19 protein-coding genes are annotated in these 22,975 nt (G+C 72.7%); 12 read left to right on the top strand and 7 right to left on the bottom strand.

What is annotated here, in order from left to right:
• Positions 1-2: 2 nt before the first annotated feature.
• Both tsaD and SNOUR_RS22545 read left to right on the top strand, forming a co-directional pair.
• Entirely contained in the window at positions 3-1,130 is a 1,128-nt protein-coding gene (gene tsaD / locus SNOUR_RS22540; RefSeq protein ID WP_067350046.1) for a tRNA (adenosine(37)-N6)-threonylcarbamoyltransferase complex transferase subunit TsaD, read from the top strand.
• A 116-nt stretch (positions 1,131-1,246) separates the two neighbouring features.
• Complete coding sequence (locus tag SNOUR_RS22545; protein ID WP_067350049.1) at positions 1,247-1,615, top strand: hypothetical protein; 369 nt, start codon at positions 1,247-1,249, stop codon at positions 1,613-1,615.
• A gap of 9 nt (positions 1,616-1,624) precedes the next feature.
• Here the strand turns inward: SNOUR_RS22545 and SNOUR_RS22550 are convergent, their stop codons facing one another.
• Complete coding sequence (locus SNOUR_RS22550) at positions 1,625-2,821, bottom strand: class I SAM-dependent methyltransferase (RefSeq protein ID WP_067350052.1); 1,197 nt, start codon at positions 2,819-2,821, stop codon at positions 1,625-1,627.
• A gap of 63 nt (positions 2,822-2,884) precedes the next feature.
• The gene (locus SNOUR_RS22555) at positions 2,885-4,321 is read right to left on the bottom strand and encodes an FtsW/RodA/SpoVE family cell cycle protein (protein ID WP_067358638.1); all 1,437 of its coding nucleotides are present in this window, start codon (positions 4,319-4,321) and stop codon (positions 2,885-2,887) included.
• Between the two features lie 408 nt (positions 4,322-4,729).
• On the opposite strand from SNOUR_RS22555, the gene groES reads away from it, so the two are divergent.
• Positions 4,730-5,038 carry a co-chaperone GroES gene (groES, locus tag SNOUR_RS22560; protein WP_016571324.1) on the top strand — a complete coding sequence of 103 codons (309 nt, stop codon included), beginning with the start codon at positions 4,730-4,732 and terminating at the stop codon, positions 5,036-5,038.
• Positions 5,039-5,173: 135 nt separating this feature from the next.
• On the top strand, positions 5,174-6,799 hold the full coding sequence (groL, locus tag SNOUR_RS22565; protein ID WP_067350054.1) for a chaperonin GroEL: 1,626 nt from the start codon (positions 5,174-5,176) through the stop codon (positions 6,797-6,799).
• Between the two features lie 94 nt (positions 6,800-6,893).
• Here groL and SNOUR_RS22570 read toward each other — a convergent pair whose 3' ends face one another.
• A complete protein-coding gene (locus tag SNOUR_RS22570) occupies positions 6,894-7,904 on the bottom strand; it encodes a hydroxyacid dehydrogenase (RefSeq protein ID WP_067350057.1) in 1,011 nt (336 codons plus the stop codon).
• Between the two features lie 177 nt (positions 7,905-8,081).
• Here SNOUR_RS22570 and SNOUR_RS22575 point away from each other — a divergent pair, with 177 nt between their 5' ends.
• The gene (locus SNOUR_RS22575) at positions 8,082-8,855 is read left to right on the top strand and encodes an SDR family NAD(P)-dependent oxidoreductase (RefSeq protein ID WP_067350062.1); all 774 of its coding nucleotides are present in this window, start codon (positions 8,082-8,084) and stop codon (positions 8,853-8,855) included.
• A gap of 112 nt (positions 8,856-8,967) precedes the next feature.
• On the opposite strand, the gene SNOUR_RS22580 is transcribed toward SNOUR_RS22575, so the two are convergent.
• Complete coding sequence (locus SNOUR_RS22580; protein WP_312633277.1) at positions 8,968-9,639, bottom strand: MOSC domain-containing protein; 672 nt, start codon at positions 9,637-9,639, stop codon at positions 8,968-8,970.
• A gap of 78 nt (positions 9,640-9,717) precedes the next feature.
• Between SNOUR_RS22580 and SNOUR_RS22585 the strand changes: the two genes are divergently transcribed.
• Complete coding sequence (locus tag SNOUR_RS22585) at positions 9,718-10,629, top strand: LysR family transcriptional regulator (protein ID WP_067350067.1); 912 nt, start codon at positions 9,718-9,720, stop codon at positions 10,627-10,629.
• Between the two features lie 68 nt (positions 10,630-10,697).
• Here SNOUR_RS22585 and SNOUR_RS22590 read toward each other — a convergent pair whose 3' ends face one another.
• Positions 10,698-11,030 (bottom strand): WhiB family transcriptional regulator, encoded by a 333-nt coding sequence (locus tag SNOUR_RS22590; RefSeq protein WP_067350069.1) that lies wholly within the window; start codon positions 11,028-11,030, stop codon positions 10,698-10,700.
• A 382-nt stretch (positions 11,031-11,412) separates the two neighbouring features.
• Between SNOUR_RS22590 and SNOUR_RS22595 the strand changes: the two genes are divergently transcribed.
• The 4 genes from SNOUR_RS22595 (at position 11,413) to SNOUR_RS22610 (ending at position 15,765) form a co-directional block, all read left to right on the top strand.
• Positions 11,413-12,024: a response regulator transcription factor gene (locus SNOUR_RS22595; RefSeq protein WP_003948568.1), complete on the top strand. Its 612-nt coding sequence runs from the start codon at positions 11,413-11,415 to the stop codon at positions 12,022-12,024.
• 279 nt (positions 12,025-12,303) lie between these two features.
• Positions 12,304-12,879: a sigma-70 family RNA polymerase sigma factor gene (locus SNOUR_RS22600; RefSeq protein ID WP_067350072.1), complete on the top strand. Its 576-nt coding sequence runs from the start codon at positions 12,304-12,306 to the stop codon at positions 12,877-12,879.
• Between the two features lie 168 nt (positions 12,880-13,047).
• Positions 13,048-14,550 (top strand): IMP dehydrogenase, encoded by a 1,503-nt coding sequence (gene guaB / locus SNOUR_RS22605; RefSeq protein ID WP_067350073.1) that lies wholly within the window; start codon positions 13,048-13,050, stop codon positions 14,548-14,550.
• 99 nt (positions 14,551-14,649) lie between these two features.
• Positions 14,650-15,765, top strand: a complete 1,116-nt coding sequence (locus tag SNOUR_RS22610; protein WP_039635462.1) for a GuaB3 family IMP dehydrogenase-related protein — start codon at positions 14,650-14,652, stop codon at positions 15,763-15,765.
• Positions 15,766-15,823: 58 nt separating this feature from the next.
• Here SNOUR_RS22610 and SNOUR_RS22615 read toward each other — a convergent pair whose 3' ends face one another.
• The gene (locus SNOUR_RS22615) at positions 15,824-17,071 is read right to left on the bottom strand and encodes a nucleotide sugar dehydrogenase (RefSeq protein ID WP_067350076.1); all 1,248 of its coding nucleotides are present in this window, start codon (positions 17,069-17,071) and stop codon (positions 15,824-15,826) included.
• A gap of 248 nt (positions 17,072-17,319) precedes the next feature.
• Here SNOUR_RS22615 and SNOUR_RS22620 point away from each other — a divergent pair, with 248 nt between their 5' ends.
• Complete coding sequence (locus SNOUR_RS22620) at positions 17,320-19,029, top strand: glycerol-3-phosphate dehydrogenase/oxidase (protein WP_067350079.1); 1,710 nt, start codon at positions 17,320-17,322, stop codon at positions 19,027-19,029.
• Positions 19,030-19,232: 203 nt separating this feature from the next.
• On the opposite strand, the gene SNOUR_RS22625 is transcribed toward SNOUR_RS22620, so the two are convergent.
• Positions 19,233-20,522 (bottom strand): serine hydrolase domain-containing protein, encoded by a 1,290-nt coding sequence (locus SNOUR_RS22625; protein ID WP_067350081.1) that lies wholly within the window; start codon positions 20,520-20,522, stop codon positions 19,233-19,235.
• 190 nt (positions 20,523-20,712) lie between these two features.
• Here SNOUR_RS22625 and SNOUR_RS22630 point away from each other — a divergent pair, with 190 nt between their 5' ends.
• On the top strand, positions 20,713-22,833 hold the full coding sequence (locus SNOUR_RS22630) for a serine/threonine-protein kinase (protein WP_174717890.1): 2,121 nt from the start codon (positions 20,713-20,715) through the stop codon (positions 22,831-22,833).
• Positions 22,834-22,975: the final 142 nt, after the last annotated feature.

Genomic DNA, 22,975 nt, shown 5'->3' on the forward strand with positions numbered 1-22,975 from the left:
ACATGGCTGACTCCCGCGGTGGACCGCTCGTCCTCGGTATCGAGACCTCCTGCGACGAGACCGGTGTCGGCGTCGTCCGCGGCCACACCCTCCTGGCCGACGCGGTCGCCTCCAGCGTCGACGAGCACGCCCGCTTCGGCGGAGTGGTGCCCGAGGTGGCCTCCCGCGCCCATCTGGAGGCGATGGTCCCCACCATCCAGCGCGCGCTGAAGGACGCCGGGGTCGCCGCCTCCGACCTGGACGGCATCGCGGTCACCGCGGGCCCCGGCCTGGCGGGCGCCCTGCTGGTGGGCGTCTCGGCCGCCAAGGCGTACGCCTACGCCCTCGGCAAGCCGCTCTACGGCGTCAACCACCTCGCCTCGCACATCTGCGTGGACCAGCTGGAGCACGGTCCGCTGCCGGAGCCGACGATGGCGCTGCTGGTCAGCGGCGGCCACTCGTCGCTGCTGCTGGCCCCGGACATCACCTCCGACGTCCGCCCGCTCGGCGCGACCATCGACGACGCCGCCGGCGAGGCGTTCGACAAGGTGGCGCGGGTACTCCACCTCGGCTTCCCCGGCGGCCCGGTCATCGACCGGATGGCCCGCGAGGGCGACCCGGAAGCGATCCGCTTCCCGCGCGGGCTGACCGGCCCCCGCGATCCCCTCTACGACTTCTCCTTCTCCGGCCTGAAGACCGCGGTGGCCCGCTGGATCGAGGCCAAGCGGGCGGCCGGCGAGGAGGTGCCGGTCGCGGACGTCTCGGCGTCCTTCCAGGAGGCGGTCGTCGACGTCCTGACCCGCAAGGCCGTCCGGGCCTGCAAGGACAACGGCGTGGACCACCTGATGATCGGCGGCGGGGTGGCGGCCAACTCCCGGCTGCGGGCGATGGCCGAGCGCCGCTGCGAGGACGCCGGCATCCGGCTGCGGGTGCCGCGCCCCAAGCTGTGCACCGACAACGGGGCGATGGTGGCGGCGCTGGGCGCCGAGATGGTGGCCCGCAACCGCCCGGCGTCCGCCTGGGACCTCTCCGCGGACTCCTCGCTGCCGGTCACCGAGACCCACGTCCCGGACCCGCACGCCCACACCCACGGGCACGCGCACGACCACGACCACTTCCACGAGTTGAGCAAGGACAACCTCTACTCGTAGGCGTTCCGGCCGTAGGCGTTCCGGCTGGTGGGAGGCGTCGCGCGACGCTCTATCCTGGTGGCCGGGGCGCGGGTCGACCGCCCCGTTCGCACACGGGGGACGACGGGGGACGCGCGATGGACTGGTGGTATCTCTTCTTCCTGGCCGGGCCGGCCATCTACGCCGGCACCGCGGTGCGCGGCACGGTCCGCAAGGCGCTCAAGACGCGCCACAAGCGCAAGCTCGCCCTCATCGAGGCCCGCCGCGAGGAGCGCCTGGCCCTGGAGGCGGCGGACCGGCCGCCGACCCCCGTCTGCGGCTGCGAGCACCACCTCGCCAAGCATGACAAACAGGGCAAGTGTCATGAGCTGGTGCGGACCGCCGTCGCCTGGGACGCGGACCAGCGGCCCGCCCGCTACGAGGCCCGGCCGTGCGCCTGCCAGCAGTACGTGGGCCCGCAGCCGCTCTCCCAGGTCTACGCCGAGGATCTGACCGACCTGGGCTAGCGCTCGGCGTCAGGCGCCCTGCACCGCGGGGTGGCCCAGCAGCATCGTGGGCGCCCCCGCGACCCGGGTGAGGAAGACCGTGCAGGTGTGCGGCCCGGCGAGCTTGAGCTTGCGGCGCAGTTCCTCGGGCTCCACCGCGGACCCGCGCTTCTTGATCACCGCGACGCCCACCTCGCGCTCCCGCAGCAGCGCCTTCAGCTTCTTGACGTTGAAGGGCAGCACATCGGTGATCGCGTAGGCGGTGGCGTACGGCGTCGGCGTCAGCCGGTCCGCCGTCACATACGCGATGGTCGGGTCGATCAGCCGCCCGCCGACCTGCTCCGCGACGTCGGCGACCAGATGGGCGCGGATCACCGCGCCGTCGGGCTCGTAGAGCCAGTCGCCCACCGGCCCCGGCTCGGGGTCCGGGAGGCCGGCGCCGACCAGGGAGTCGCCGGCCGGCAGCAGGGTGGCCCGGTGGGCGCCGCCCCGGCCGGTGCCGAACCACAGCACGGCCTCCTTCACGTCCCCCGCGTCGGAGATCCACTCCGTCTCGGCGTCCTCGGGCAGCGCCTCGTGCGGCACCCCGGGCGCGATCTTCAACGCCGCGCACGGCGCCGAACGGGCCGCCCCGACCGCCCAGGACAGCGGCGGCGCGTACGCCTCCGGATCAAAAATTCGGCCACCGCGCACCCCCTTGCGCCGCGCCGGATCCACGAACACCGCGTCGTACCCGGCGGTGTCGACCTCGGTGACGTCCGCGCACCGCACCTCGATGAGGTCCGCCAGCCCCAGCGCCTCGGCGTTGGCCCGGGCCGCCGCGCAGGCCAGCGGGTCGCGGTCCACGGCCAGCACCCGGATCCCGGCCCGGGCCAGCGCGAGCGCGTCGCCGCCGATCCCGCAGCACAGGTCGGCCAGGGTCCGCACGCCGGCCGCGGCGAGCCGGGCGGCGCGGTGGGCGGCGACCGAGGTGCGGGTGGACTGCTCGACGCCGTTGGGGGTGAAGTACATCCGCGCGGCGTCCGCGCCGAACTTCGCGGCGGCCCGCTGTCGCAGCCGGGCCTGCCCGAGGGCGGCGGAGACCAGCGGTGCGGGATGGTCGCGGCGGAGCCGGGTGGCGGTCGCCAGCTCGTCCGCCGGGTCGTGGTCCCGTAGGAGGGCCAGCAGTTCCTGGCCCTCGGGGGCGAGCAGCGCGGAGAAGGTGTCGAGGTCGGTCACCCGCACCATTGTGGGCCAGCCGGTGGGCCGGCCCGCGGACGGTCCCGCGGGCCGGTCGGCGGAGCGGCGCCGTCAGGCCCCGGGCGCGGGCGGCCCGCTGATCCGCGGCACCCGCTGGGTCGCGTCCGCGTCCGGCCGCTCCGGGGACGGGCGGACCGGCTCCCGGCGCCGCTGGGCGCTGTCGCTGACCCGCAGCAGCACCGCCACCATCACCCAGTTCGCGACCATCGACGAGCCGCCCGCCGCGAGGAACGGCAGCGCCTTGCCGGTCAGCGGGATCAGGCCGGTGACGCCGCCGGTGACGACGAAGACCTGGAGCAGCAGCGCGCCGGAGAGCCCGACCGCCAGCAGTTTGCCGAACGGGTCGCGGGCGGTCAGCCCCACCCGCATCCCGCGCTGGGCCAGCAGTGCGTACAGCAGCAGGACGGCCATCACGCCGGCCAGTCCCAGTTCCTCGCCGACGGTGGTGAGGATGAAGTCGCTGTTGCCGGCGAATCCGATCAGCTCGGGGTGGCCCTGGCCGAGCCCGGAGCCGCCTATCCCGCCGCTGCCGAAGCTGAACAGCGCCTGTGCCGCCTGGTCGGAGATCAGGCCCGGCGGCCGCTTGTTCTCCGGCAGGAAGATGTCCATCGGGTGCAGCCAGGCCATCACACGGCCCTTGACGTGTGGTTCGGTCGAGCCGACGACGCCGGCGCCGACCACGGCCATGAGCAGGCCGCAGACCACCCAGCTGGTGCGCTCGGTGGCCATGTAGAGCATGATCACGAAGACGCCGAAGAAGATCAGCGAGGTGCCCAGGTCGCGCTCGAAGACCAGCACCAGCAGGCTGATCACCCAGATCGTGGCGATCGGCCCGAGCTGTCGCCCCGGCGGGAGCTGCATGCCCATCACCCGGCGCCCGGACAGCGCCAGCGCATCGCGGTTGACCGTGAGGTAGCCCGCGAAGAACACCACGATCATGATCTTCACGAACTCGCCGGGCTGGAGCGACAGCGGCCCGAGCATGATCCAGCGCTTGGCGCCGAACTTGTCCGCGCCGAAGAACGCCGGCGCCATCAGCATGACCAGCGCGACCGCCATCGTCAGGTAGATGTAGCGCTGGAGCAGCCGGTGGTCGCGCAGCACCATCAGGATCGCGATGCAGACCGCCACCCCGATGACCGTCCACACCAACTGCCCGGTCGCGGCCTGGGCGATGTGCAGCCGGGGCTTCTCCGCGTAGGTGATGTCCAGCCGGTGCAGCAGCACCAGCCCGATCCCGGTCAGCAGTGTCGCCACCGGCAGGATCAGCGGATCGGCGCGCGGCGCGAACCGGCGGACGACCAGGTGCGGCACCAGCGCGATGAAGAAGACGCTCACCGCGAAGCCGGCCAGCCCGCCGGGGAGCTGCCCCTTCATCGACAGCTCGGTGTAGGCGTAGCCGAAGACGGTGATGAAGACGACGAACCCGAGCAGCCAGGCTTCGGTGCGCCGACGGTTCGGCGCGTGGGCCAGCGCGGCGAACGTCATGGTGCGCTCGGCGTCGCTCTCCGGTCCCCCGGGATTCCGGGAAGCGCTGGTCAGTCCGCGCACTGTTCCTCCGCGATCGATGGGTCAGGGCCGCGGGGCGGCCGGGTCGTGGCCCGGTGGCCAGCGGTCCCAGGGGCAAGACGGGCCGGTCGCGGGCGCGGTTGCCGTCGGCCGGCAGGTGTGTCCGACTCCACCCCCGGCCACCGGCAGCAGACACGGTACGCGTATACGGCGCGCTGGCACTCCGCTTGACCGAGTGCTAACCGCGTCATAGTCTCAGCGTTGGCACTCTCCCTCGGGGAGTGCCAACACAGCGACGGGCAGGTCCGGCACCCGCGACGACGGATCCACCTGGTCGCCACCTCAGACAGTTAACCCCGTGAGATCTCCGAAGGGGGAGGTCGGATCGTGACGACCGCCAGTTCCAAGGTTGCCATCAAGCCGCTTGAGGACCGCATCGTGGTCCAGCCGCTCGACGCCGAGCAGACCACGGCCTCCGGCCTGGTCATTCCGGACACCGCGAAGGAGAAGCCCCAGGAGGGCGTCGTCCTGGCGATCGGTCCGGGTCGCTTCGAGGACGGCAAGCGCGTCGAGCTCGACGTCAAGGTCGGCGACGTCGTGCTCTACAGCAAGTACGGCGGCACCGAGGTGAAGTACAGCGGCGAGGAGTACCTCGTCCTCTCGGCTCGCGATGTGCTCGCGATCGTCGAGAAGTAAGTCACCCAGATTTGCCCTGATCTGCGCCCCTGGTTCCCGCGTTCTCATCGACCCGGGGCAGGGGCGCAGTTCGTTTGAGCGAGAGCGGTCACGGCGGCGAGGCCGACGATCGCAACGAGAGGACTTGAAGCAGCCATGGCGAAGATCCTGAAGTTCGACGAGGACGCCCGTCGCGCCCTTGAGCGCGGCGTCAACAAGCTGGCCGACACCGTCAAGGTCACCATCGGCCCCAAGGGCCGCAACGTCGTCATCGACAAGAAGTTCGGTGCCCCGACCATCACCAACGACGGTGTCACCATCGCCCGCGAGGTCGAGGTCGAGGACCCGTACGAGAACCTGGGCGCCCAGCTCGTCAAGGAGGTGGCGACCAAGACCAACGACATCGCGGGTGACGGCACCACCACCGCCACCGTGCTGGCCCAGGCGCTCGTCCGCGAGGGCCTGCGCAACGTCGCCGCCGGCGCCTCCCCGGCCGCCCTGAAGAAGGGCATCGACGCCGCCGTCAAGGCCGTCTCCGACGAGCTGCTGGCGACCGCCCGCCCGATCGACGACAAGTCCGACATCGCCGCCGTCGCCGCGCTGTCCGCCCAGGACCCGCAGGTCGGCGAGCTGATCGCCGAGGCCATGGACAAGGTCGGCAAGGACGGTGTGATCACCGTCGAGGAGTCCAACACCTTCGGTCTGGAGCTGGACTTCACCGAGGGCATGGCCTTCGACAAGGGCTACCTGTCGCCGTACATGGTCACCGACCAGGAGCGCATGGAGGCCGTCCTCGACGACCCCTACATCCTGATCCACCAGGGCAAGATCTCCTCCATCCAGGACCTTCTGCCGCTGCTTGAGAAGATCATCCAGGCGAACGCCTCCAAGCCGCTGCTGATCATCGCCGAGGACGTCGAGGGCGAGGCCCTGTCCACCCTCGTCGTCAACAAGATCCGCGGCACCTTCAACGCGGTGGCCGTCAAGGCCCCCGGCTTCGGCGACCGCCGCAAGGCGATGCTCGGCGACATGGCCACCCTCACCGGCGGCACCGTCGTCGCCGAGGAGGTCGGCCTCAAGCTCGACCAGGTCGGCCTGGACGTGCTGGGCACCGCCCGCCGTGTGACCATCACCAAGGACGACACCACCCTCGTCGACGGCGGCGGCAACTCCGCTGACGTCGCGGGCCGCGTCGCCCAGATCAAGGCCGAGATCGAGACCACCGACTCCGACTGGGACCGCGAGAAGCTCCAGGAGCGCCTCGCCAAGCTCGCCGGCGGCGTCTGCGTGATCCGCGTCGGCGCGGCCACCGAGGTCGAGCTCAAGGAGAAGAAGCACCGTCTGGAGGACGCCATCTCCGCGACCCGCGCCGCGGTCGAGGAGGGCATCGTCTCCGGTGGTGGCTCCGCGCTGGTCCACGCCGTCAAGGTCCTGGAGGGCAACCTCGGCAAGGACGGCGACGAGGCCACCGGTGTCGCCGTGGTCCGCCGCGCCGCCGTCGAGCCGCTGCGCTGGATCGCCGAGAACGCCGGTCTGGAGGGCTACGTGATCACCTCCAAGGTGGCCGAGCTCGACAAGGGCAACGGCTTCAACGCCGCCACCGGCGAGTACGGCGACCTGGTCAAGGCCGGCGTCATCGACCCGGTCAAGGTCACCCGCTCCGCCCTGGAGAACGCCGCCTCCATCGCCTCCCTCCTGCTCACGACCGAGACCCTGGTCGTCGAGAAGAAGGAAGAGGAAGAGGCTGCCGCCGCCGGTCACGGCCACGGCCACGCGCACTGACCCCTGCGCAACCGCCGGCCGCATCCGCGCCGGCACCCCACGAGGCCCGGCCCCGCACCCCAGCGGGCCGGGCCTCGCCCGTACCCGGAACCCGTCAGGCCGAGTGCCCCAGCCCCTCCCGCCGCACCGGATCCGCGAACGGCAGCCCCCGCGCGTACCGCTCCACCTCGTCGAGGGCATGGTCGGCCATCCGCCGCAGCTCGGTGCCCATGGACCCGGCGACGTGCGGTGTGAGCAGCACGTTCGGCAGGTCGTACAACGGTGAGCCGGCGAGCGGGGTTTCGGGCTCGGTGACGTCGAGCACGGCCGAGATCCGCCCGCCGCGCAACTCCGCGACCAGCGCCGCCTCGTCCACCAGCGACCCGCGGGAGGTGTTGACGAGCGTCGCCCCGTCCGGCATCAGCGCCAACTCGCGGGCGCCGATCAGATGCCGGGTGGCGGCCACCTCCGGCGCGTGCACGCTGACCACGTCGCTGCGCGCGCACAACTCCGCCAACGCCACCGGCTCGGCCCCCAGCCGCCCCGCCTCCTGCTCGTCCACGTACGGGTCGTGGAGCAGCACCCGCAGGTCGAACGGGCGCAGCAGCGCAAGGACGCGGCGGCCGATCCGGGAGGCGCCGACGATGCCGACGGTGCGGCCGTGGTTGCCGGCGCCGTCCAGTTCGCCCAGCCAGTCGTGGGGCGCGCGCAGGGCGCGGTAGCGGTGGGCGGCGTGCAGCACGCGCTTGTTGGCGAACAGGATCGCGGCCAGCGTGTACTCGGCGACCGGCTGCGCATTGACCGCGGCGGCCGAGCTGACGGCGACGCCCCGGTCCCAACAGGCGTCGGTGACGAGCTGCTTGACGGACCCGGCCGCATGCACGACGGCCCGCAGCCGGGGCGCCGCCGCGAGCACCTCCGCGGTCAGCGGCGGGGCGCCCCAGCAGGTGAGCAGCACCTCGGCCTCGGCGAGGGCGGCGGCCACCGCGGGCCCCGGCGCGGCCAACTCGTGGGCGACGAGCCGGCAGTCCGTCCGGGCCAGCCGTTCGAGCCGGACCCGCTGCGGCTCCCCGAACAACCGCTCGGCGATACCCGGCCCCATGGCCAGAAGCAGTGCTGGGCGCATCTCTCGACTCCTCCTGCGTCGCGGCGGGGCGGACGCTCGGCTTCCGCCGCCCCTGGCGGTCGGTGCCTACCCGCCGGCGGCCCCGACCGTTCACGGCCCGCCGCCGCGGACCGACGGAAGCCAAACGCCACCCCGGCCGCAACGTGGGAAGCGCCGGCCCCCCGCTACCGTTCCGGTATGACGACTGCATTGATCACAGGAGCAACGGCCGGCATCGGCGCCGCATTCGCCCGCCGACTCGCGAGCGACGGGCACAGCGTGGTGCTGGTGGCCCGCGATGAGAAGCGGCTCCGGGAGCAGGCCACCGAACTGCACGACCGGCACGGGATCGAGGCGGAGGTGCTCAGCGCCGACCTGGCGACGGAGGACGGCATCGCCGCCGTCGAGGCGCGCCTGGCCGACACCAGGCGCCCGGTGGACCTGCTGGTCAACAACGCCGGCTTCGGCAACAAGGGCGAGTATCTCGAGGTCACGATGGCCGACGAGTTGACGATGCTGAAGGTGCACTGCGAGGCGGTGCTGCGGCTGACCACGGCCGGGGTGCGCGGGATGCGCGAGCGCCGGCGCGGCGCCGTGGTCAATGTGGCGTCGGTCGCGGCGTTCGTCCCGCGCGGCACGTACGGCGCGAGCAAGGCGTGGGTCGTGCAGTTCACCCAGGGTGCGGCGCGCGACCTGGCGGGCAGCGGGGTGCGTCTGATGGCGCTGTGCCCGGGCTTCGTGCGGACCGAGTTCCACCAGCGGGCCGGGATGGGCACGGACAACATCCCGGGCTGGATGTGGCTGGACGCGGACAAGCTCGTGGACGCGGCCATGAAGGACCTGGCGCGCGGCAAGTCGCTGTCCGTTCCGGACCCGCGCTACAAGGCCCTGATGGGCGTCGTGAAGCTGGCGCCGCGCGGTGTGCTGGGCGGCCTGACCTCGCGCACCGGTCGGAAGTACGGCCCGAAGTAGGGCCGGGACCGACCGCGCGGTTCGAGGGGCATCGCCGCGCCGGGCGGCACGTGCCCTCCGGCGTGGGCGGGCCGGTGCGGCGCCGGGGCCCGGTCGCCCGGGCCCCGTGGGGTCAGTTCGCGGTCCGCGCCGCGTACTTCGTCGCCGTCGCCCGGGCCTCTTCGTGCAGGGCGTCGCCCGCCGCCAGCAGTCGCGGCAGCAGTTCGCGCCGGGTGGTGAGGGCACGGAACATCAGCGCGACGGTGACGTCGTGGTCGGGCCGGTGCTCGACCGTCACGGTGTCGCCGGCGCGGATCTCGCCGGCCTCCAGGACCCGCAGGTACGCACCGGGCACCGCCGCCTGGGTGAACCGCTTGATCCAGCCGCGTTCGTCCAGCCAGCCCTGGAACGTCCGGCAGGGGATCCGCGGCGAGGTGACCTCCAGCAGCACCTCCTGGCCGATGCGCCAGCGTTCGCCGATCCGGGCGTCGGTGACGTCCAGGCCGGCGGTGGTGAGGTTCTCGCCGAAGACGCCGTTGGCCAGCTCGCGGTCCAGTTGCCGCTGCCAGTCGTCGAGGTCCTCGCGGGCGTAGGCGTAGACGGCCTGGTCGTCACCGCCGTGGTGGCGCAGGTCGACCACCGCGTCGCCCGCGAGGCCGCTGCCGGCGGTGCCCTTGGGGCCGGGGGCGGCCACCGTCACGGGCCCGTCCACCGGACGCTTGTCGATGCCCGTTCCGCCCTCGGCGGAGCTGTGGGCGGAGGGGGTGGCACGCCCGATGTTCACGGTCAGCAACGTCGCATTCATGTGCGCACAGTAGGACATCCGGCAAAAGCCTTCAGGCTATTTTTCACGTTCTGTCCAAGAATCGCTTATGCTCGAAGGGTGATCGAAGCCCGTCATCTCCGCGTGCTGCGCGCCGTCGCCCGGACCGGTTCCTTCTCCGCCGCCGCGCGGGAGTTGGGCTGCACCCAGCCCGCGGTCAGCCAGCAGATGAAGGCCCTGGAGCAGTCCGCCGGCACCCCGCTGCTGGTGCGCACCGGGCGCGAGATGCGGCTGACGCAGGCCGGTGAGGCGCTGGTCCGGCACGCGGCCGGCATCCTGGCGGGGCTCAGCGCGGCCGAGGACGAGGTCGCGGCCATCGCGGGGCTGCGCTCGGGGCGGGTGCGGCTGGTGTCGTTCCCGTCGGGCAGCTCGACGCTGGTGCCGACGGCGCTGGCCAGGATGCGGGCCGCGCACCCGGGGGTCCGGGTGTCGCTGGACGAGGCCGAGCCGCCGCGCTCGATCGAGCTGCTGCGCAACGGCGAGTGCGAGATCGCGCTGGCGTTCCGCTATCCCGAGGTGCCCGGCGCGGACCCGTCCGCCGGGGTGGAGTGGGAGGACCTGGTGGTCCGCCCGGTGCTGTCGGACCGGCTGGTCGGGCTGGTGCCGGACGGCCACCGGCTGGCGAAGGCCGGTGCCGCGTGCTTCGCGGACCTGGCCCACGAGCCGTGGATCGCGGGCTGCCCGCGCTGCCGCACGCATCTGGTCGAGGTGTGCGAGCGCGCCGGGTTCACCCCGCGCATCGACTTCGCCACCGACGACTATCCGGCGGTGATCGGGCTGGTCGGGGCGGGGCTGGGGGTCGCGGCGCTGCCCGAGCTGACGCTGGAGTCGGTGCGCCCCAAGGGGGCGTCGACGGTGCGGATGGAGCCTCCGGTGCACCGCGAGATCGTCGCGCTCACGCTGCCGGACCTGGCGCACGTGCCCGCGGTCGGGGCGATGCTGGATCAGCTGGCGGACGCCGCGGGGCGCTGACCGCCGCGGGCGGTGTCGCCCGCGCATTGTGCAGGAACGTTTCTTCGAATGGTGTGGGGCGCTGTCGGTCAGGCGCCCGGCATGGTCGCGTGTCGGGGCAGCGAGCTGGCCGGGACCATCCGGTGCCGGGCCCGTCCCATGAGCTCCTCGCGTTCGTCCTCCGTGAGGCCGCCCCAGACGCCGTAGGGCTCGCGGACGGCCAGCGCATGTGCCGCGCACTGGGCCCGCACGGGGCAGCGCATGCAGACCTCCTTCGCCGATGCCTCCCGCGCGCTGCGGGCCGCCCCCCGCTCGCCCTCGGGATGGAAGAAGAGCGAGCTGTCCACGCCGCGGCAGGCGGCCAGCAGCTGCCAGTCCCAGAGGTCTGCGTTCGGGCCCGGGAGGCGGGAGAAATCTGCCATTGCTTGTCCCCTCGGAGGCGATGCGTATCGGGCTCGGTGCTCACGACGTTACATCTACTGTCGAAGTAGATGTAAATATGACTCATTGCGAATCTAGCCGCAGTCAACGCGAAAATGGAAGAAACAGAGCCAAATAGGGCATAGGGTGCACGCGCGGATGCCGGCAGCTCAGTGAGTCGTCTGCGTATCCGGCTCCTCACGGAGCGTGCTGAACTCGGTCGCCGAAGCCGTAACTCTTTCGAGTGACCGTCGTTGAGTGTGCGGAGGTGGTTGGCAGAGGTAGTCCTCGGGCAGGTGTCCGAGGGGTTCGCCAACCGCCCAGGTGACGATACGTACCAGCCTGGAGGCTCAAGGTGACGCGCATCAGCTGCGGAGGGCGGACATGACTTCCGTCCTCGTCTGCGACGACTCCCCGCTTGCCCGAGAGGCGCTCCGTCGGGCGGTTGCAACCGTGCCCGGCGTCGAGCGCGTGACCACCGCGGCCAATGGCGAGGAGGTCCTCCGCCGTTGGGGGGCCGACCGCTCGGACCTGATTCTGATGGACGTACGGATGCCCGGCCTCGGCGGTGTCGAGACCGTGCGCCGACTGCTGTCCGCCGACCCCGGTGCCCGGATCATCATGCTCACGGTGGCCGAGGATCTGGACGGGGTCGCGCTGGCGGTCGCCGCCGGCGCCCGCGGCTATCTGCACAAGGACGCCTCGCGCGCCGAGCTGCGCGCGACGGTGACCCAGGCCCTGGCCGACCCGACGTGGCGGCTCGCCCCGCGCCGGCTGCGGTCGGCCGAGATGGGCGCCGCGCCGACGCTCACCGCCCGCGAGATCCAGGTGCTGGAGGGCATGAGCCACGGCCGCTCCAACGCCGAGATCGGGCGTGAGCTGTTTCTCTCCGAGGACACCGTCAAGACGCACGCGCGGCGGCTTTTCAAGAAGCTCGGCGCCTCCGACCGGGCCCATGCGGTGGCACTCGGTTTCCGCTGGGGCCTGGTCCGCTGAACCGTCGTGACGTGCAGCGATGCGGGGGAATGAAGATCCCCGCCCGCCCTCTGGCGGGCGGGGCGACATGGCGCCCCGCCCGCTGCCCGGTGCCACGGCGGCCCGATTCCCCGCGCGGTGCCGCATGCTTGAGGCATGGAGTTCCTCGGGGACGGGCCGGTCGGGCAGGAGGGGAGGGCGCACGAGATGACAGCCGGCGCACCTGCCGCGCATAACGCTTCAGTGCACAAGTGTGGACCTGATGCCGCGGATCGTTCGGCGTCAAGGCACCATGGACCGATGCGCGATGACGAGAAGCAGGAGATCGGCGCTCTCGTCGCACGCGCCGTCGAAGGGGACCGGCAGGCCACCCACGATCTGCTGGCCCACGTCCACCCCCTCGCCCTGCGCTACTGCCGCACCCGGCTCTCCCGGCTGCCCGGCGACGCCCGGCACTTCGTCGAGGATCTGGCGCAGGAGGTCTGTGTCGCGGTGCTGTGCGCGCTGCCGCGCTACCGCGACACCGGGAAGCCCTTCGAGGCGTTCGTCTTCGCCATCGCCGGCCACAAGGTCGCCGATCTTCAGCGGGCCGCGATGCGGCATCCGGGCAGTACGGCCGTGCCGTCGGACGAGATGCCCGAGCAGCCGGACGATTCGCTGGGTCCCGAGGAGCGGGCGCTGCTGAGCAGCGACGCGGAGTGGGCCAAGAAGCTGCTGGCCAATCTGCCGGAGAACCAGCGGGAGCTGGTCCTGCTGCGGGTGGCGGTGGGGCTGACGGCCGAGGAGACCGGGCAGATGCTGGGCATGTCGCCCGGTGCGGTGCGGGTCGCCCAGCACCGTGCCCTGAGCAGGCTGCGGGCGCTGGCCGAGCAGTAGCCCCCGAAGAGCGCGGAGTTCGATGGAACGCCGCCCCGCTCGTCCGCGGCGCGAAGTCACCGTAGGAAAGTACGAGTGACGAGGCCCTCATTGCTCGTGGAATGGGACACCGTACAAGGCCGTTAGCATGGGAGTCCGCGCTGAGGCAAGAGCATTGGGGAAGGTGTCATGAGTGACAACGTCGAGGGTATGCCCGCCAAATTCGCCATGCTCGGGCTGACATACGACGACGTGCTGCTGTTGCCCGGCGCGTCGGAGGTGCTGCCCAACGCCGTCGACACCGCGTCCCGCGTCTCGCGGAACGTCCGGGTCAACATCCCGCTGCTCTCGGCCGCGATGGACAAGGTCACCGAGGCGCGGATGGCGATCGCCATGGCGCGACAGGGCGGCGCGGGCGTGCTGCACCGCAACCTGTCGATCGAGGACCAGGCCAACCAGGTCGACCTGGTCAAGCGCTCCGAGTCCGGGATGGTCACCGACCCGATCACGGTCCGGCCGGACGCGCCGCTGGCCGAGGCGGACGCGCTGTGCGCCAAGTTCCGGATCAGCGGGGTGCCGGTCACCGACGCCGCGGGCAAGCTGCTGGGCATCGTGACCAACCGCGACATGGCCTTCGAGATGGACCGCAGCCGCCAGGTGCGCGAGGTCATGACGCCGATGCCGCTGGTCACCGGCAAGGTCGGCATCTCCGGCGAGGACGCCATCGAGCTGCTGCGCCGCCACAAGATCGAGAAGCTGCCGCTGGTCGACGACGCGGGCGTGCTCAAGGGCCTGATCACCGTCAAGGACTTCGTCAAGGCGGAGAAGTACCCGAACGCCGCCAAGGACGCCGAGGGCCGGCTGATCGTCGGTGCCGCGGTGGGCGTCGGCGACTCGGCCTACGACCGGGCGCAGGCGCTGGTCGAGGCCGGTGCGGACTTCCTGGTCGTGGACAGCGCGCACGGGCACAGCCGCGGCATCCTCGACATGATCGCCAAGATCAAGTCCAACATCGGCGTCGACGTCGTCGGCGGCAACGTCGCCACCCGTGACGGCGCCCAGGCGCTGATCGACGCCGGCGTGGACGGCGTGAAGGTCGGCGTGGGCCCGGGCTCGATCTGCACCACGCGGGTGGTCGCCGGTATCGGCGTCCCGCAGGTCACCGCGATCTACGAGGCCGCGCAGGCGTGCCACGCGGCGAACGTGCCGCTGATCGGCGACGGCGGTCTGCAGTACTCCGGCGACATCGCCAAGGCGATCGCGGCCGGTGCGGACACCGTCATGCTGGGCTCGCTGCTGGCCGGCTGCGAGGAGTCGCCGGGAGAGATGGTCTTCGTCAACGGCAAGCAGTTCAAGTCCTACCGGGGCATGGGCTCGCTGGGTGCGATGCAGTCCCGCGGCCAGGCGCGGTCGTTCTCGAAGGACCGCTACTTCCAGGACAACGTCCTCTCCGAGGACAAGCTGGTGCCGGAGGGCATCGAGGGCCAGGTGCCCTACCGCGGCCCGCTGGCCTCGGTCGCGCACCAGCTCGTCGGCGGTCTGCGCGCCTCCATGGGCTACGTCGGCTCCGCCGACATCCCCGAGCTCAAGGAGAAGGGCCGGTTCGTGCGGATCACCGCCGCCGGTCTGAAGGAGAGCCACCCGCACGACGTGCAGATGGTCACCGAGGCGCCCAACTACGCGCGCAGCTGACGGTCTCCTCGACGCCGGCTTCGCCGAGTGGCGGCCGGATGCGCCCCCAGTCTTCCCCGTCGGGGATACTGGGGGCGTATCCGTAGGAAGGCAGAACCAGTGACTGAGATCGAGATCGGGCGCGGCAAGCGCGGCCGCCGGGCATACGCGTTCGACGACATCGCCGTGGTACCCAGTCGGCGCACCCGCGACCCGAAGGAGGTCTCGATCGCCTGGCAGATCGACGCCTACCGCTTCGAGCTGCCGTTCCTGGCGGCCCCGATGGACTCGGTGGTCTCCCCGCAGACCGCGATCCGCATCGGTGAGCTGGGCGGCCTCGGCGTGCTCAACCTCGAAGGGCTGTGGACCCGCTACGAGGACCCCGAGCCGCTGCTGGCGGAGATCGCGGAGCTGGACGGCGCCACCGCCACCAAGCGGCTCCAGGAGATCTACGCCGCGCCGATCAAGGAAGAGCTGATCGGGCAGCGCATCAAGGAGGTGCGCGAGGCCGGTGTGGTCACCGCCGCCGCGCTCTCCCCGCAGCGCACCGCGCAGTTCTCCAAGGCGGTCGTGGACGCGGGCGTGGACATCTTCGTGATCCGCGGGACGACGGTCTCCGCCGAGCACGTCTCCAGCGCCGCCGAGCCGCTGAACCTCAAGCAGTTCATCTACGAGCTGGACGTGCCGGTGATCGTCGGCGGTTGCGCGACGTACACCGCGGCGCTGCACCTGATGCGGACCGGCGCGGCGGGCGTGCTGGTCGGCTTCGGCGGCGGGGCGGCGCACACCACCCGCAACGTCCTGGGCATCCAGGTGCCGATGGCGACCGCGGTGGCCGATGTCGCCGCCGCCCGTCGGGACTACATGGACGAGTCCGGTGGCCGGTACGTGCACGTGATCGCCGACGGTGGCGTGGGCTACTCCGGCGACCTGCCCAAGGCGATCGCCTGCGGCGCGGACGCGGTGATGATGGGCTCGCCGCTGGCGCGGGCGACGGACGCGCCGGGCCGCGGCCACCACTGGGGCATGGAGGCGGTCCACGAGGACGTGCCGCGCGGCAAGCGGGTCGACCTCGGTGCGGTCGGCACGACGGAGGAGATCCTGTGCGGTCCGTCGACGACGCCGGACGGGACGATGAACTTCTTCGGTGCGCTGCGGCGGGCGATGGCCACCACGGGCTACTCCGAGCTGAAGGAGTTCCAGCGGGTCGAGGTGACGGTCGCGCCGCGGCGGTAGGCCCCGTCTGAGGAAGTGTGAAGCCCGGCTGCGCGTTGGCGCGGCCGGGCTTCTCGCGTCACAGGCGGTGGGCGGCGCCGGTGGGGGTGGCTCCGCGGGTGTCGAGGAGGAGTTGCGCCTTGACCGCCAGGCCCTGGAGGTCGTAGGTGCGGTGCGGCTGGAGGAGCACCGTCAGGTCGGCGGTGGCGGCGGCCTCGTAGAGGGAGTCGGCGCGGGGGACGGGGCGGCCGTGGACCTCCCAGTGGGGGACGTAGGGGTCGTGGTAGGTGAGGTGGGCGCCCAGGTCGCGCAGGCGGGCGGCGACCTCGTGGGCGGGGGTGCCGGCCAGGTCGGCGAGGTCGGGCTTGTAGGTGACGCCGAGCAGCAGGACGCGGGCGCCGCGGGCGGACTTGCCGTGCTCGTTCAGGAGCGTGGTGCAGCGCTGGATGACGTAGGTCGGCATCCGTCCGTTGATCTCCTGGGCGAGTTCCACCATGCGCAGCGGTGCGCCCGGTGAACCGCCGTGCGGGGCGCGGTGGTTGGGGTCGATGGGGGCGGCGTGACCGCCGACGCCGGGGCCGGGGCGGAAGGACTGGAAGCCGAACGGCTTGGTCTCGGCGCAGCGGATGACGTCCCACAGGTCCACGCCGATCTCGTGGCAGTAGACCGCCATCTCGTTCATCAGGGCGATGTTGATGTGGCGGTAGTTGGTCTCCAGCAGGTTGGCGGTCTCGGCCTCGCGGGGGCCGCGGGCGCGGACGACCTTGTCGGTGAGCCGGCCGTAGAAGGCGGCGGCGGCCTCGGTGCAGGCGGGGGTGAGGCCGCCGATGACCTTCGGGGTGTTGCGGTAGTGGTGGGTGCGGTTGCCGGGGTCGTGGCGGGTGGGGGAGCAGGCGAGGTGGAAGTCGCGGCCGGCGGTGAGGCCGGAACCGGCTTCCAGGAGGGGGCGGAGGAAGTTCTCGGTGGTGCCCGGGTAACCGGCCGATTCGAGGATGACGGTGGTGTGCGGGCGCAGGCGGGTGGCCAGGGTGCGGGCGGCGTCGGCGAGGGCGGACAGGTCCAGGGTGCCGTCCGCGCCGAGCGGGGTGGGTGCGCACAGGACGGCCGTGCGGACCCGGCCCAGGGCGGCGGGGTCGGCCGTGGTGCGGAAGCCGGCGGCCAGCAGCCGGCGGACCTCGGTGGGGGGGAGGGGGCCGCCGGTGCCGGGGAGGGCGGCCACCTGGGGATCGGGGTCGTAGCCGATGGTGGTGAGGCCGGCGGTGGTGGCGGCCTGGGCGAGGGGGAGACCCAGGTGACCGAGTCCGATGACGGCGAGATCTGCGGGCATGCTGCGGCCGTCCTTCCCGAGCGAGTGTGTGGGCCCTGCGCGGTGTCCTGGTGGTGGCCGGCGGCGCGCGGCCGCCCGAACCACTAAAAGGACATAAGTAGACTAAGCGGATATTTGACCCAGAATGGGTATTGGCGGATCGAGGTGGCCGGGTGTTGCCGCCCTGAGCGGAAGGTGGTCGCCGGAACCAACCGCGGAGAGAATCGACGGACGGGGGGTCCGGCTCCGAATCACAGCGGGAGGCAGTGGTGAAGACAGCGACACTCGGACCGGCGCAGCGCGCCAAGGCACTCACCCAGATGGCGGAGCGGGAACTGGACTTGCTGGTGGTCGGCGGCGGCGTCGTCGGCGCCGGTACCGCGCTGGACGCCGCGACCCGCGGGCTGGACACCGGGCTGGTCGAGGCCCGTGACTGGGCGTCGGGCACCTCCAGCCGGTCGAGCAAGCTCATCCACGGCGGCCTGCGGTATCTGGAGATGCTGGACTTCGCGCTGGTGCGGGAGGCGCTGAAGGAGCGCGGGTTGCTGCTCCAGCGGCTGGCGCCGCATCTGGTCAGGCCGGTGCCGTTCCTCTATCCGCTCCAGCACAAGGGCTGGGAACGCTGGTACGCGGGCTCCGGCGTGGCGCTCTACGACGCGATGTCGGTCTCCTCCGGCCACGGCCGGGGGCTGCCCGTCCACCGCCACCTCTCGCACCGCCGGGCGCTGCGGGTGGCGCCCTGCCTGCGGAGGGACGCGCTGGTCGGCGCGTTGCAGTACTACGACGCGCAGATGGACGACGCCCGGTACGTCACCACCCTGGTGCGGACCGCGGCGGCCTACGGCGCGCACGTCGCCAACCGGGCGCGGGTGGTGGGTTTTCTGCGCGAGGGCGAGCGGGTGGTCGGCGCGCGGGTGCAGGACGTCGAGGGCGGTGTGGAGCACGAGATCCGGGCCCGCCAGATCGTCAACGCGACGGGCGTGTGGACCGACGACACCCAGGCGCTGATCGGGGAGCGCGGCCAGTTCCACGTCCGCGCCTCCAAGGGCATCCACCTGGTCGTCCCCAAGGACCGGATCCACTCCACGACCGGGCTGATCCTGCGGACGGAGAAGAGCGTGCTCTTCGTCATCCCCTGGGGGCGGCACTGGATCATCGGCACCACGGACACCGACTGGGACCTGGACAAGGCGCACCCGGCGGCCTCCAGCGCCGACATCGACTATCTGCTGGAGCACGTGAACTCGGTGCTGGCCACCCCGCTCACCCGGGACGACGTGGAGGGCGTCTACGCCGGTCTGCGGCCGCTGCTGGCCGGCGAGTCGGACGCCACCAGCAAGCTGTCCCGGGAGCACACGGTCGCCCACCCGGTGCCGGGCCTGGTGGTCGTCGCGGGCGGCAAGTACACCACCTACCGGGTGATGGCCAAGGACGCGGTGGACGAGGCGGTGCACGGGCTGGACGCCCGGGTCGCCGAGTGCGTCACCGAGGACGTGCCGCTGGCGGGCGCCGAGGGCTACCGGGCGCTGTGGAACGCGCGGGCCCGGGTCGCCGCCCGGACCGGTCTGCACGTGGCCCGGGTGGAGCACCTGTTGAACCGTTACGGCTCGTTGTCCGAGGAGCTGTTGGAGATGGTGGTGGCCGACCCCTCGCTGGGCCGGCCGCTCGCCGCCGCCGACGACTATCTGCGCGCCGAGGTCGTCTACGCCTGCACGCACGAGGGCGCCCGGCACCTCGACGACGTGCTGACCCGGCGCACCCGGATCTCCATCGAGACCTTCGACCGCGGCACCCGCAGCGCCCGGGAGGCCGCCGAGCTGATGGCGCCGGCGCTGGGCTGGGACAGCGCGCAGATCGAGAAGGAGATCGCGCACTACGAGAAGCGGGTGGAGGCGGAGCGCGAATCCCAGCGCCAGCCCGACGACCTGACGGCGGATGCGGCCCGGCTGGGCGCGCCGGACATCGTGCCGCTGACGTAGGGCCTGTCCGATGGGTCAGGGCCGGGTCCGCGGGCGTCTGGTACGGCACCTCGCCGCGTTGCCGAAACGCCCCAATAGCTCCGCTATCGAGCCGCTCCGGCGCCTCGCGATGCACCGCACCAGACGCCACGGCCTTGCCGACCCTGACCCATCGGACAGGCCCTAGTCCGTGGCGCGGCCGGGTCCGGCCCGGCCGTGCCGCCTCAGTCCGGTCGGTCGCGGGACGGGCAGAACTCGGCGGTCAGCACGGCGGTGCCGTCGCCCTGGTCGGTCGGGTCGTCGGTGTTGACCCGGTAGCTGACCAGGTGCCGGCCGTCGGCGGTGCCGGCGGTCTGCGCGTACGAGCCGTTGATGTCGCCGTTGTGGCCCCAGACCGTCACGCCGCAGGGCAGACGGGTGGCGTAGACGCCCAGGCCGTACGCGCCGTGGGTGGCCTTCTCGCTGCGCAGCTGCGCCATCTGGCGGGGCGCCAGGAGCTTGCCGCCGAGCAGTGCGGCGAAGAACCGGTTGAGGTCGACGAGGGTGGTGATCATCTCGCCGGCGGCGCCGGCCCGGCTGGGGTTGAGGTCGGTGCTGTCCACCTGGTGGCCGTCGATCAGGGTGTAGCCGCGGCCGTGCGGCGCGGGCAGCGTCGGGCGCTCGCCGGGGAACGAGGTGCCGCGCAGGTCGAACGGGGCCAGGATGCGGCGGCGCAGCTCCTCGGCGTACGGGTGCCCGGTGACGCCCTGGATGACCAGGCCGAGGACCAGGTAGTTGGTGTTGGAGTAGGCGAAGGGGGCGCCTGCCGTGCCCTTGTGGCGGGGGGAGCGGGTGCCGGGGGCGCCGGTCGGCGGGTGGGCGAGTGCGATCCGCAGCAGCTCGGTGGGGGTGTGGCGGTCGTAGCGGTGGGCCACGAAGCCCGTGCCGTGGAGCTGTTCGGCGAGGTGGGGGTCCTCGGTGTAGTTGAACAGGCCGCTGGTGTGGTCCAGGAGCTGGCGGATCGTCACCCGGCGCAGATCGTTCGCGCCGCCCGCGCCGGTGAGCGGCACGCCGGGCGGGAGGTGCTCCGCGGCGGGGTCGTCCAGGGCGAGCCGGCCCTCGCCGACGAGTTGCAGGACCACCGTCGCGACCAGGGTCTTGGTGAGGCTGCCCGCCCGGAAGCGGTCCAGGCGGCCCATCTTCCGGCCGCTGCGCAGATCGGCGACGCCGACCGCGGTGAACTGGGAGGTGCCGCCGCGCAGCGGCGCCGTTGAGGGGCGGTGGTCGGGCGACGGGAGGGACAGGCGGCCGTTCCGGGTGGCCAGCGCGGCCGCGCCGGGCGCGCCGTCGGTCACCAGGCGGTGCAGCGCGGTGGCGGTGGTGGCCGGCGCCCGGACCGCCCTCGGGCGTGCCACGGGGGCGAGCGGGGTGCTCGTACACGCCGTCAGGGCCAGGGCGGCCAGCACGGCCAGGACGGTGAGCGCGACCGGGCGCGGCGGAACCGGTGTGATCGGGCGGGGAGGGTGGAGCGGCAAAAAAGAACTCCCGTCGTCGGGGCCATCATGACGGGTGCGCGGCACCCTCCGGCACCCACCCGGGCCTTCCGCACGGCCGCGGATGAGAGAGAATGAAGGCTCTGCCAGGGTGGGTTGTCCGAGTTGGGCCAGTTTGGCGATCGATGGAGAATCGAGGCCGCCAACTCGGCTGGAATGCAGAGGGGATTCAGTGGGCGACGAGGTCGAGATGGACGGCAAGGAGGGCAGGCTCCTCGCCGGCCGGTACCGGCTCGCCGATGTTCTCGGCCGGGGCGGGATGGGCACCGTCTGGCGGGCCAGCGACGAGGTCCTGGGGCGCACGGTCGCGGTCAAGGAACTGCGCTTCCCCGGCGGGGTCGAGGAGGACGAGAAGCGTCGTCTGATCACCCGCACGCTGCGCGAGGCCAAGGCGATCGCCCGGATCCGCAACAACGCCGCGGTGACGGTCTACGACGTGGTCGACGAGGACGACCGGCCGTGGATCGTGATGGAGCTGGTCGAGGGCCGCTCGCTGGCCGAGGTCATCCGCGACGACGGTCCGCTCACCCCGCGCCGCGCCGCCGAGGTCGGCCACGCGGTGCTCGACGTCCTGCGCGCCGCCCACGGCCAGGGCATCCTGCACCGCGACGTGAAGCCGTCCAACGTGCTGATCTCCGACGACGGCCGGGTCGTGCTCACCGACTTCGGTATCGCCCAGGTCGAGGGCGACCCCTCGGTGACGTCGACCGGCATGCTCGTCGGCGCGCCCTCGTACATCTCGCCGGAGCGGGCCCGCGGCCAGAAGCCGGGCCCGCCCGCCGACCTGTGGTCGCTCGGCGGGCTGCTGTACGCCTGTGTCGAGGGCGTGCCCCCGTACGACAAGGGCTCGGCGATCGCCACCCTCACCGCCGTGATGACCGAGCCGGTCGAGCCGCCCAAGAGCGCCGGGCCGCTGGAGGACGTCATCTACGGCCTGTTGGTGAAGGACCCGGAGCGCCGGCTGGACGAGGCGGGGGCGCGGGCGCTGCTGCACGAGGTCATCCACGCCCCGGAGCCCAAGCCGGAGCCCCCGATGGACGCGACGCGGGCGATGACGCTGCCCTCCGCGCCGCCGGAGCGGCCGGGCGGTGCCAAGCCCGCCAAGCCCGCCAAGAACACCGCCAAGCCCCGGGCGCCGAAGAAGCCCAAGGCGAAGCCGACGGCCACCGCGGCCAGCTCGGCCGGTGCGGCGAGCGCGGCCGGTGCGGCCACCGGTACCGGTGCGGCCACCGGGGCCGACCGGGCGGCGCCGGGCGCGTCGAAGGCGGCGCGCACGGACGGCGGTTCGGCGAAGCCGGCGCCGGCGCGGGAGTCCGCCGAGGAGAGCGCCGCGGCGCGGCCGGCCGCGAGCAAGGCAGCGGCGGACGGCGCCCCGGCCCGCGCCGGGTTCGACGCGGACGCCGCCAAGGAGCGGGTGCGCGCGGCCCTGACGTCCGTGCGGAACGCCGCCGCGGCGGCCCGGTCCGACTCCAGACCCGGCGACGGCGACGGTCGTCCCGCCCCGCCGCGCGCCTCGGTGACCGACGTCGTGCCGCGCCGGACGCTGATCATCGCGGCGGCCGTGGTGGTCGTCGTCCTCGGCACGCTGCTGGCACTGCTGTTCAGCAGCGGCGACAACAGCGGCTCCGCCTCCGGCAAGGCCGGCAAGGGCACGGACGCGAGCCGGGCCGCGAGCCGGTCGGCCGACGCCAGCCGTGATCCGGCCACGGACGGCGCCGGCACGCCGGGCGGGGCGAAGTCGGGCGGCACCCCGGGCGGTGGCACCCCGGGCGGCGGCAAGGGCGGCACGCCGGGTGCCGGCGGCGGCGAGGGCGGGAAGAAGGACGGGGCGGCGATCCCGGACGGCTTCGCGCAGGTCGCCAACGGCGGGTTCCACTTCACCATGGTGATGCCCAAGGGGTTCAAGCAGACCGACACGGCCGGGCAGAACTCCGGCGCCATATACAGCGCCGACGGCGGCTTCCCGCGCATCCAGGTCGACTACAACGACTCGCCCGGCAAGGACGCCGCGGCGTCCTGGCGCAGCCTGGAGCCCAGCGTGGCCGGCTCCAGCGAGGACTACCACCTGCTGGGCATCAAGGCCATCGGCTGGCGCGGCTACCCGACCGTCGCGGACTGGGCGTTCACCCGCCGTCAGGGCGGCGAGGACGTGCGGGTGCTCAACCGCGGCTTCCGCGCCGACGACCACCACGGCTACGCCATCATGATCACCTGCAAGGCGGACGGCTGGGACGACGAGGAGTGCCGCGAGCTGCGGGACACCGCCTTCCGGACCTTCGCGATCAAGGACTGACCCGACGCGGGCGGTGGGCCGGCCCGTCGGGGCCGGACCGCCCGCTCCCCGGCCGCCGCGGACGGACACGGCGCGCGTCGCGGTCCGACGGGCTCAACTGTCGGTGCTGCCCCGTATCGTGAGAAGTCCACAGTCGTACGCA

It is taken from the genome of Streptomyces noursei ATCC 11455 (genome assembly GCF_001704275.1).
Taxonomy (GTDB): Bacteria; Actinomycetota; Actinomycetes; order Streptomycetales; family Streptomycetaceae; genus Streptomyces; species Streptomyces noursei.

Bases quoted from the DNA above. Each gene is read 5' to 3' on its own strand.
- tsaD (WP_067350046.1), top strand. From the start codon at position 3: ATGGCTGACTCCCGCGGTGGACCGCTCGTCCTCGGTATCGAGACCTCC.
- SNOUR_RS22545 (WP_067350049.1), top strand. From the start codon at position 1,247: ATGGACTGGTGGTATCTCTTCTTCCTGGCCGGGCCGGCCATCTACGCC.
- SNOUR_RS22550 (WP_067350052.1), bottom strand. From the start codon at position 2,821: ATGGTGCGGGTGACCGACCTCGACACCTTCTCCGCGCTGCTCGCCCCC.
- SNOUR_RS22555 (WP_067358638.1), bottom strand. From the start codon at position 4,321: ATGACGTTCGCCGCGCTGGCCCACGCGCCGAACCGTCGGCGCACCGAA.
- groL (WP_067350054.1), top strand. From the start codon at position 5,174: ATGGCGAAGATCCTGAAGTTCGACGAGGACGCCCGTCGCGCCCTTGAG.
- SNOUR_RS22570 (WP_067350057.1), bottom strand. From the start codon at position 7,904: ATGCGCCCAGCACTGCTTCTGGCCATGGGGCCGGGTATCGCCGAGCGG.
- SNOUR_RS22575 (WP_067350062.1), top strand. From the start codon at position 8,082: ATGACGACTGCATTGATCACAGGAGCAACGGCCGGCATCGGCGCCGCA.
- SNOUR_RS22580 (WP_312633277.1), bottom strand. From the start codon at position 9,639: ATGAATGCGACGTTGCTGACCGTGAACATCGGGCGTGCCACCCCCTCC.
- SNOUR_RS22590 (WP_067350069.1), bottom strand. From the start codon at position 11,030: ATGGCAGATTTCTCCCGCCTCCCGGGCCCGAACGCAGACCTCTGGGAC.
- SNOUR_RS22595 (WP_003948568.1), top strand. From the start codon at position 11,413: ATGACTTCCGTCCTCGTCTGCGACGACTCCCCGCTTGCCCGAGAGGCG.
- SNOUR_RS22600 (WP_067350072.1), top strand. From the start codon at position 12,304: ATGCGCGATGACGAGAAGCAGGAGATCGGCGCTCTCGTCGCACGCGCC.
- guaB (WP_067350073.1), top strand. From the start codon at position 13,048: ATGAGTGACAACGTCGAGGGTATGCCCGCCAAATTCGCCATGCTCGGG.
- SNOUR_RS22615 (WP_067350076.1), bottom strand. From the start codon at position 17,071: ATGCCCGCAGATCTCGCCGTCATCGGACTCGGTCACCTGGGTCTCCCC.